A 10588-nucleotide genomic window follows, 5' to 3' on the forward strand; every position below is an offset into this window, starting at 1 on the left:
GCGGGGTCTGGCTCTCACCGTATCTGTTTAGCAATCTGGAAGGGGACTGGCTCTTTTGCCGCCGGATAGTCCGGCCGTTTTACGGTTTGAGGTCGGCAAAAGTGCCTGTCCCCGGTGACCGCTTATTTTTAGCTGATGCGAAGATCATTATTGAAAAATAAGTGCCGGGAGAGGCCATCCCCCGTGCCAGATGCAAAGCGCTAAACAGATACGAACAGATAAGACTTTTGGCAGTTGCATCCAGCCTGGGTGAAACAAACCCGCCTATAGCCGCGGTTGATTTCCTTAAAGCCTGTCATAGCGGGTGAATATTTGATAGTTGACTTTGGGGCTTGGAACAAGATAGCAAACAAGGGTGGGCCCCACCCGCAACCCAGGATGAAGAGGTGCTCTTATCCTAATACTAATTGGGACAGTCCCGCATGTATTTCTATGGTAGAAAGGCTGCAGAATCTATAAAAAATGTGAGGGGCAAGCCAGTCCCCCTCCGGGCTGTCAGCCTACGGGCTTGAAGTCATGCGACATGCAAAGCGCTGAACAGATACAGAATAATTAGTTTGCAGGCAACTCACATGCAAATTCTAGTTGCCGGGCTGGTTACCCTCTGCAACAACGTTTTTTCAAAGGAGACTAAGGAATGGCAAAGACCGGTAAAGATCAACAGTCCACTCAAGAGGCCCAGGAAAATAAGCAGGAGAAAACCGCTCCGAAAAAGAAAAACAGCTTTGATACCCACAAAAAAAAGCTGGTCCTGAAGGCCAGCGAAATCATGGAAATGGGAGTTGAGGCAGAACTTCTTGTGGGTGGTAAAAATTTCAACACCGCCATCATCAACACTATTGAAAACATCAGGGCTCCTCAGTTCAGGGCGATATCGGCTACAGCCTTTCACAAGCTTTTGGATGAAACCAAAGTCAACGCTGCCGCCATTCGAGCCTCTGTGGATAAGGAGTACGATGTCATCGACTGGAAGGATCAGGCCATCAACGATGACCCGGACTTCCTGAAAAAGCTGGTTCGAAAACTGGCGGTCAACGTCAAAAGGACCCCGCAAAAGAAAGACAGTACCTTTATCAAGCTTAGAACCTTTATAAACAACGTGGTGGAAGGTTTTGCAGTATCACCGGAAGGCATTGACCAGCTTCGCAAGAGGTCTGTGCTGGTACAGACAGCCATTTTGAGTGTGGATCTTCCCAGGGATGTGGAAGAAGCCGTCCGGCAGGCCTATAACGGCATCTGCAAGGAAGTCGGCCAGGACAACGTCCCGGTGGCGGTACGATCTTCTGCTGCAGGTGAAGACAGCCGCAAAAAAGCCTTTGCCGGTCTGCAGGATACTTATCTGAATATTGTCAGTGAAAGTAACGCTGTAGAGGCATACCACTGGGATTGTGCCTCGGCCTACAACCTTCGCAGCATGACTTACCGCAGGGAAGCCATCCTGGATGCCGTGGCCAAGGCAGAATCCACAGGCGATGATTCCATAGCTTCCAAGGCCAAAGAGGAATGGTCCATTGAAAACACCTCTTTGTCCGTGTGCATCATGCGTATGATCAATCCGGTCATATCAGGCACCGCTTTCAGCGCAGATACAGCCACCGGCTGCCAGGGAACAGACCGCAAGGATCTGGTGTCCATAGATGCCAGCTACGGGCTTGGAGAGGCGGTTGTAAGCGGTATGGTTACACCGGACAAGTTCTATGTTTTTCAGCGTGATGACGGCGAAGAAGTGGTTATCCGGCAAATGGGGTTCAAGGATAAAAAGATCGTTTACGATGAGACCGGAGCAGGGACAGTGGTTCAAAAGGTCCCTGAAGACCAGATAGTCCGCTGGTCCCTGTCTCTGGCTCAGGCCGAAACAGTGGCCAAGGGGGTGCGGGCCATCAGCAAGGCTTATGAAGGCATGATCATGGATACCGAGTTCTGCATCGATGCCTGGGATCGGTTGTGGTTCGTGCAGGCCAGGCCGGAAACCAGGTGGAACGAAGAACTGGAAAAGCACCCCAATACAATTTTCATGCGCCGGATGGAGGCGAATAAAAAGGCCATTGCCAATGCCGAGGTAATTCTGGAAGGCAATGGAGCTTCCAGGGGAGCAGGGCAGGGTACAGTAAAATTTTTGCGTTCCGCCCTGGAGTTGAACAAAATCAACAAGGGCGACATCCTGGCCGCGGAACGTACCGATCCTGACATGGTTCCCGGGATGCGCGTGGCATCGGCTATTCTGGCCGACGCCGGTGGAGATACAAGCCATGCCGCCATAACTTCCAGAGAGTTGGGCATTCCGGCCATTATCGGCATTAAGAGGCTGGAGGCTCTGCGGGCCCTGGACGGCCAGGAGGTTACCGCTGACGGCTCCAGGGGCCTTGTTTACCGCGGCATGGTACCCCTGGAAGAGGTTGGCGGAGAAATTGACGTGGGTAAGCTGCCGGCCACTAAGACCAAGGTAGGCCTTATTCTGGCCGATGTGGGACAGGCCCTGTTTCTCTCCAGATTGCGCCGCATGCCGGATTTTGAAGTAGGTCTATTGCGGGCAGAATTCATGCTGGCAAATATCGGGGTACATCCCCAGGCCCTGGACGCCTACGACAAGGGCTATCTGGACTCGGTGGTGAACAAGAAGTTTGGAGAGATGGAAAATGAGCTGACCAAGGTAGTCCGGGACCAGTTGACAGCAGGACTGGTGAGCCTGGATCTGAACCTCAGGAGGTTCGTGGGCATAATCACCGGCCTGGAAAGTCGTATGAGCGAGATGACAGAGAAGAAGGGAGCCAAGGGGACGGATGAGGTGCTGGCCATGCACAGGCAGCTTAGAGAACTGGACAAAAAGCTGGAGAAACATATCGATCTGGCCACCAAGAGGCTTGAAGTCCTCAAGACATCTCTGGATCTTAAGGAGCATATAGCCATTATCCTGGGTTATGCTGACCAGCTTATGCTTCTGGTGGGGGACGACCCGGAAACAGTCCAGAAGAGAGAAGAGCTTGAAGCAGATATCAAGCGCATAGAAAAGGGGGTCAGGCATGATCCGGTTGTGCAGGAACACCTGAACAATATCCAGGATCTTAGAACGGATGTCGCCCAGAAGGTGGGGCTGAAAAACGAGATGGACACGGTGCGAGACCTGTCCAAAAACATCCACGAGCACATCACAAGCCGCGGCTTCAGGACCGGCAAAGAGCTGTATGTCCAGACCCTGTCCCAGGGACTGGCCCTGTTTGCCATGGCCTTTTACGGCAAGGAGATTATCTACCGCACTACAGATTACAAGACCAACGAGTACCGCAACCTCATGGGCGGAATGCTTTTCGAACACTACGAGGACAACCCCATGCTGGGTTACCGCGGGGTTTCCAGGGACATTCACGACTGGGAACTGGAAGCCTTCAAGCTGGCCAGAGGGGCTTTTGGAGGCAGCAACCTGCAGCTCATGCTGCCCTTTGTAAGGACCTTTGAGGAAGCCAGAAGCATGAAGCGTTACCTGGCTGACGTGCACAAACTGCGCTCCGGCGAAGACGGGCTCAAGATCATCCTGATGTCAGAGATTCCCAGCAACGCCATTATCGCCAAGGAATTCATCCGTGAGTTCGACGGTTTTTCCATCGGCTCCAACGACATGACCCAGCTTGTTCTGGGCACGGACCGGGACAACTCCAGGCTGGGGCATATATACGACGAGGAGGACCCGGCTGTGGTCTGGGCCATCCTGGTGACCATCTTTACCGGTCAAAAGTTCGGCAAGAAAGTCGGCTTCTGCGGACAGGGTGTTTCCAACAGTAAGATAATCCGGGGGCTGGTATGCATCTCGGGCATAGTTTCCGCCTCAGTTGTACCGGATACATATGCCCAGACCAAAGAGGAATTTGCCAAAACCGAAAAGGAGAATATCAAGCTCAAAGATATGGGACAGTGGCTTGAGAAACAGCACCTGGAAAGACTCTACGTGCTTCTGAAGGAGAACAATTACGAGCATATCCTCAAGAAATACTCCTCAGGCAAGGATCTCATGGAATGGTACGAAGGCGAGGCTGCCAGACTGCACGAACAACTTTACTCAAACCTGGGATCCAGGAAGGAGGACTTCTATCGCCAGGAACTTTATAAGTTCCGCAATATATTTCACAAACCGGTTATCTATGCCAACTGGGACTGGCAGGTAACCATTGACGATGCCCTGCACCAGGCCGGCTTCGCCACCTACGAGGAACAGGAAGAAGCCATGGCCCAACTTGCCAAAAAGATGGGCGTATAATTATAATTAAGAACCACAAAACAGGCCGGATGCGTCAATAATACAAGATGTATCCGGTCTGTAAACACCTGCACTCTGCAGCACAGATATGACCCCTCAAAACCAATCCATATTGACTGAGCTTACATCACCCGGGATTATCCGGGAGCTTTCCCTGACAGAACTCAACAGGTTGGCCCAGGAGATCAGAGATCTCATTATCAGAGTAGTGTCCACCAACGGAGGTCACCTGGCCCCTTCCCTGGGTACAGTGGAGCTTACCCTGGCCCTGCTTCGGGTGTTTGATCCGGGCAAAGACAGAATAATCTGGGATGTGGGACACCAGGCCTATGCCTATAAGATCCTCACCGGCAGGCGGGACAGTTTTCATACCCTGCGCGCCCTGGGGGGCATAAGCGGTTTTCCCAGACCTGCTGAAAGCCCTTATGATCATTTTGCAGTGGGGCACTCCAGCACTTCCATTTCAGCCGGGCTGGGTATGGCGGTGGCCGGGGATATTCTGGACCTGGATCAGAAAGTATTGTCCATTATAGGTGATGGCTCCATGACGGCGGGACTGGCCTTTGAAGGTCTGAACCAGGCCGGGGATCTGGACCGGGATCTGGTGGTGATCTTAAACGATAACGAGATGTCCATTGCAAAAAATGTAGGTGCTCTGTCATCTTTTTTGAGCCGCAACCTCTCATCCAGATGGATGGTGCGCTTCAAAAGGGACTTTGAAAGCTTCATGCGCCAGATTCCCAGAATCGGGGACGACATCCTGAATTACGCCCGCAAGAGCGAGGAGTCCCTGAAAAATTTCTTTACTCCGGGCATATTGTTCGAAGCCTTGAAGTTCAACTACATCGGACCGGTGGATGGACACAATATCACTTCTCTGACCAGAGTGCTGGAGCAGACCAGGAGCCTGCAGGGACCGGTGCTGGTGCATGTATTGACCAAAAAAGGCAAGGGATACAAACCGGCTGAAGATAATCCCACCTTTTATCACGGGGTGGGCTGCTTTGAGCCTGAGACCGGCCTGGCCAGAAAGAAACCGGACGGCGAATGCCTGCCCAGCTACACTGATGTCTTCGGCCAGACTCTGTGTGAACTTGGCGCAAAGGATAACAGAATCGTGGCCATAACCGCAGCCATGCCTGAGGGAACGGGCCTGGGCGCTTTTGCGGAGAGGTTTCCGGAAAGGTTTTTCGACGTGGGGATCTGTGAACAGCACGCGGTTACCTTTGCAGCCGGCATGGCGATCCAGGGGCTAAAGCCTGTGGTGGCCATTTATTCCACTTTCATGCAACGTTCGTACGACCAGGTGGTTCATGACGTGTGTCTGCAGAATCTGCCGGTGACCTTCTGTCTGGACCGGGGCGGAATTGTCGGAGAGGACGGCCCCACGCATCACGGTAATTTTGACTTCTCCTACCTGCGCCATATCCCCAACATGATCTGCATGGCCCCCAAGGATGAGGCTGAATTGCAGAACATGCTCCTCACTGCCCTGAAGCACCCCGGGCCTGTCTCGTTCAGGTATCCCAGGGGAGTGGGTACAGGGGCTGATCTCGGGGAAATCCACCCCCTGGAGCTCGGCAGTTCTGAGGTTATGAAGGATGGCTCCCACGGTGTGATCCTGGCCATAGGCAGCCGGGTCTACCCGGCCCTGGAGGCGGCGCTGGAAATGGAGAAAGAAGGGCTTTCACTGAGAGTGGTCAATGCCCGCTTTGTCAAGCCTTTGCCTGAGCAGGAATTAAGAGAGTCGGCCGGAAATTATAAAGGCCTGCTGGTGGTGGAGGAAAACGCCCTGGCCGGAGGCTTTGGATCCGCCGTGCTGGAATTTCTGGCGGATGAGGACCTGCTACAGGGAATCCGGGTCAAGCGCCTGGGGATAGGGGATTTTTTTGTGGAACATGGCCCCCCCCAGGCATTAAGACAAAGCCTGGGCCTTTGCAAAAATGGAATAAAAAAGGCTGCACTGGAATTTTTCTATTAAAATAATCTATGATTTTAAAATTCAGTTGGATTAGACCGCTTGTCCGTTAAATTTAGTCAACTTAAGTAGGGAACTATAAGACATCTTGGCCTTTTGGTAAAGTATTGCAAAACTGTGGTTGGATATGCTTTAAATGCAATACTTTATCAATTGACCGTCTAGCAGGCAACCAGGTATTAACCTCTCCCCTGCAAGGCTTGATTTAGCAATTTAAATATAATTCAGATAGTTATGTGGATATCCATTTAAAATAACACAAAAACAGACAACCGAATTCAGGGAAATTTTTTGATCAAGAACGGCATTTTTGATTGCATAACTACCTGCAATAATTGAATCCAACTGAGTTTTGTATTCATAGAGTTTTTTATTTTGGCAAGGAAATCAATCAATTATAAGGAAGCGTATCTTAACACTACAGCGAAACTTATGATTGACCTCCGGGGACTGGCTCTCCCCGCACTTATTTTTAAAACCTGTCAAGCATCCATCAGAAAAAGGTTTGGGGGTGCCTGTCCCCAATTTCGACAGGTTGAAAAGTTTTATAAGTTTCGCTGTAGTGTTATTTATCAACCGGCAAAAGTGCCTGTCTGCTAAGTATCAATTTATATAACAGATACCATAAAAGTATAATCACAATAGGAGTTCAAAATGCCTTTAACCAGGAGAAAATTTATCAGAAACATTGGGGTAACGGCAGGAGGATTAAGCATGGGCGGTTTCTTGAAGTCAAGACGGGCATGGGCTGAACAGACTGAAGAAGGGTCCGGGACTTCCGGTCAGGTTGAGATTGAATGGCTGGGACACGGCAGCTTTCTTTTTGAATCGCCCAAAGGCCTGAAATTGCTGCTGGATCCCTGGATCAGTACCAACCCCAAGTGTCCAGGCAAATACAAGGATATCAGCAAGTTCAGCAAGATCGACTTTATTCTCTGGACCCACGGCCATGTGGATCACTTTATGCTCAATGATGCCAGCGACCTGATTGAGATGTACAAACCCAAGGTCATTGCTCCGTGGGAACTCGGCTTTTTTATCAAAGAGGAAATTCCAATAGCCGACTGTCAGACCTTCACCCTGGCTAATAAAGGAGCTACAGCCGATTATGATGGTCTGAGAATAACCATGGTGGAGGCGTTCCATTCGGCCGGGGCACAGTTAACGGGCTTTAAGGGTATAAACAGGTTTGTGGGAGAAGCTGTAGGCTATATCTTTGAATTTGAAAACGGGTTAAAGGTTTACCATTCCGGAGACACCTCGCTTATGGGAGACATGAAGACCATTATCGGCGATTTTTATCAGCCGGATGTGGCCATTCTGCCAATTGGCGGAGTTTTCACCATGGGCTCCAGAGAAGCTGCATTCGCATGCTCCATGATCAAGCCCGGGATTGCCATCCCGGAACATTATGGAACCTTTCCGGTACTTGAACAGTCAAGCGAGGTTTTCATCAAGGAAGTGAACAGGCTTGCTCCTGAAACCAGGGTCCTGGATATACGCCCGGGCCGCCCGGTCAAAGTATAACAGCTGAACAGTCTGGGTTTTAGTTTTGAGTCAAGAAAAATTTCGTTTCAGAATTTCCATCCGGCAAAAAATCATGCTGCCCGTAGTATGTCTGTTTCTTATAGCGATAAGCATCGGCGCATATCTTACCGTCAGGATGGAAACCAGGGCATTGACCAAGCAATTGACTCATTCCGCTGATGTAATAAGCAGGAATATTTCCTCGGTCACCCAGAGCGCTTTCTGGTCTTTGGGGTGGGTGTACCTTGAGGAATTTCTGCATGACCTGCCGCTGGAGCAGGACAACATCATCTTTGCCAAGGTCGTTAACCCCATGGGGGAAATATATCTTGCTGATTCCAGGGAGTATTACGGCCGGCAGATCGACCCGGATCTTCTGGGAGCTGATAAAATGGTCTTTGATGATTATTTTTTTGAAGATCATAATGAAAATGGAATCCTGCTGGTCCAGCCCCTGGTCATCGGCGATGAAACCTGGCATATCCTGACCGCCATATCCCTGAGAGAAGTTCAGGAGGCCATTTCCAGCCTGATTAAACGCATAGCGTTACCTGCCTTCATATTGCTGCTGATGACTGCTGTCGGAACCTATCTCATTGCAAGAACCATCAGCAGGCCAATCGTTCAGCTGGCTAAAAGCACGGAAATCTTTTCCAGAGGTGATCTGGACCATAAAGCAGTGATCAACACCAGGGACGAGGTGGGACTTCTTGGCTTTGAATTCAACAGGATGATCAAAAGTCTGCAGTCAGCCCAGGACCAGTTCAAGGCATCTGAAAACAGGTACCGCACCCTCATTGAAAGCGCTTCCAGGGCTCGTATCGGGATGGCTCTTGTCCTTAATCACCCTTCCGGACAACAACTCAGATATGCCAACCATGGCCTGACCGAAATATCAGGCTATTCCAGGAAAGAACTGCTCGACATGGATTTTTTCCAACTTTTCCAGCACAAAGATCAGCAGACCATCAAAAACATCGCCTGCACCATTAATGACGCAATAGAGGACTGCAGCCGTATATTTCAATGGACCCGTAAAAATGGTGAAGAATTATTTGTAGACTGTACTTTTGCTGCTGCTGAATTTGAAGGCAGCGAGGCCATGGTTGTCTTTGTCCGGGATGTCAGCAACCAGGTCCTGGCGGAAAGACAATTGAAAGAATATCAGACCAATCTGGAAAAGACCGTTGACGAGCGCACAGAAAACCTCCAGCAGAGCATTAACGCACTGAAAGAAACACAGAAACAGCTTATCCAGTCGGAAAAACTGGCCTCCATTGGTCGTCTGGCCGCCGGCATCTCTCATGACTTCAACAATATCCTGCATGTAATCAACGGCTATTCACAAGTATTGCTTTCCAGGATCCCGGAGCAGAGTCCTGAACGGGACAATCTGGTTCAGATTCAGAAAGCAGGCAGACGGGCAGCTCACCTGGTCCGTCAGCTGCTTGATTTCAGCCGTCAAAACAGTGGAAACCGCACCACGCTGAATCTCAACCACGAACTTAGCAATGCAATAGATGTATTGAAACGGACCATCCCCAGGATGATAGAAATCCGGATTCAGCTGACGGATGATCTCTGGCCTGTTTACGCCGACCCTATAAAAATGGAACAGATTATCCTCAACCTTTCCAGCAACGCGGCTGATGCCATGCCCCAGGGAGGAAGGCTGACCATTGAAACCGCCAATGTCGTTCTGAATGAAGACTTCTGCCGTGAACATCTTGATCTCTCACCAGGAAAATATATTCTGATTACAATTTCTGACACGGGACACGGTATGGATCAGAACACCTTGCAAAATATCTTTGAACCTTTCTTCACCACCAAGGAAGTGGGCAAAGGGACCGGACTGGGCCTGCCTTCGGCCTACGGGATAGTCAAGACCCATGGCGGAACCATTCACTGCCGCAGCACACCCGGCCAGGGCACCGCTTTAGAGATATACCTGCCTGCTCGTGAAGATCAGAAAATCAGTACTGCAATCGATACAAACACTTCCCAGCCTGCCACAGGCAATGAAACCATCCTGGTCATAGATGATGACAGAAAGATCCGTGAATTGACCGCTGAAATATTGGAAAACCTGGGATACAGAGTGATCTGTGCTGAAAATGGAAAACACGGACTGGAGGTATATGCATCCACAATCAATGATATAGACTTGGTCCTTCTGGATATGACCATGCCTGTAATGGGCGGGCATGAGTGCATGCGGAAAATCATTGAGATGAACCAGGACGCGGTGGTGCTGATTGCCAGCGGCTACTCGCCGGATGTTCAGGCTGATGAGCTTATCAAACAGGGAGCATCAGGATTCATCGGCAAACCATTCCAGCTTGATCAGCTTGCTTCGCTGATCAGGGAATTACTGGACAAAAAATAGCACCATCTTCACACTCCACTATCCCCAATCCAGATGTGTTGTTGAGTCCACTGACAACCCAAGAAGCCGTACTTTCCTCCCGTATCGAGGGAACTCAAGCCACTATGGGTACTGTTCACGTTTTCCTGCATCAGGGCAGACAGCTGTACGGCATTAAGGATGGAATCGCGTTCAGAACTACTTTTTCCACATCAAAATGGCTGGTCTAACCTACATTCAGCACCCTTTCGTTTGCCTGAAAGGTAATTTTTTTATCTCACCACTTTTTTCTGCTTCTTGGTACAACCTGCATCGGGGGTTCAGCACCTGGCACTGGACTGTTCCGCACATATTTTTTTAAGAAAAAGACTACTGCCCACAGATCACACCCAGTGAAATCCGCTGCGCTGAGACTTCGTCTATTTCACCGGGCAGGCAGATTGACACAGATATAAGATATTGAAGA

At 50.2% G+C, this 10588-nt stretch carries 5 protein-coding genes; all 5 read left to right on the forward strand.

Annotated elements, in window-relative coordinates:
• The first annotated feature begins 637 nt into the window (after positions 1-637).
• The gene (locus QZP87_RS13705) at positions 638-4249 is read left to right on the forward strand and encodes a PEP/pyruvate-binding domain-containing protein (protein ID WP_291323483.1); all 3612 of its coding nucleotides are present in this window, start codon (positions 638-640) and stop codon (positions 4247-4249) included.
• Between the two features lie 88 nt (positions 4250-4337).
• Positions 4338-6230, forward strand: coding sequence for a 1-deoxy-D-xylulose-5-phosphate synthase (gene dxs / locus QZP87_RS13710; RefSeq protein ID WP_291323484.1), 1893 nt, complete (start codon positions 4338-4340; stop codon positions 6228-6230).
• A gap of 651 nt (positions 6231-6881) precedes the next feature.
• Positions 6882-7754 (forward strand): metal-dependent hydrolase, encoded by an 873-nt coding sequence (locus QZP87_RS13715; RefSeq protein ID WP_291323485.1) that lies wholly within the window; start codon positions 6882-6884, stop codon positions 7752-7754.
• 73 nt (positions 7755-7827) lie between these two features.
• The gene (locus tag QZP87_RS13720) at positions 7828-10143 is read left to right on the forward strand and encodes an ATP-binding protein (RefSeq protein WP_291323486.1); all 2316 of its coding nucleotides are present in this window, start codon (positions 7828-7830) and stop codon (positions 10141-10143) included.
• A gap of 20 nt (positions 10144-10163) precedes the next feature.
• The gene (locus QZP87_RS13725) at positions 10164-10352 is read left to right on the forward strand and encodes a Fic/DOC family N-terminal domain-containing protein (protein WP_291323487.1); all 189 of its coding nucleotides are present in this window, start codon (positions 10164-10166) and stop codon (positions 10350-10352) included.
• The last annotated feature ends 236 nt before the right edge of the window (positions 10353-10588 follow it).

Source organism: Desulfonatronospira sp. (assembly GCA_003563255.1).
Classification (GTDB): domain Bacteria; phylum Desulfobacterota; class Desulfovibrionia; order Desulfovibrionales; family Desulfonatronovibrionaceae; genus Desulfonatronospira.

What these genes read in the sequence shown, in the direction of transcription:
- QZP87_RS13720 (WP_291323486.1), top strand. Translation starts at nt 7,828, where the DNA reads ATGCTGCCCGTAGTATGTCTGTTTCTTATAGCGATAAGCATCGGCGCA.
- dxs (WP_291323484.1), top strand. Translation starts at nt 4,338, where the DNA reads ATGACCCCTCAAAACCAATCCATATTGACTGAGCTTACATCACCCGGG.
- QZP87_RS13705 (WP_291323483.1), top strand. Translation starts at nt 638, where the DNA reads ATGGCAAAGACCGGTAAAGATCAACAGTCCACTCAAGAGGCCCAGGAA.
- QZP87_RS13715 (WP_291323485.1), top strand. Translation starts at nt 6,882, where the DNA reads ATGCCTTTAACCAGGAGAAAATTTATCAGAAACATTGGGGTAACGGCA.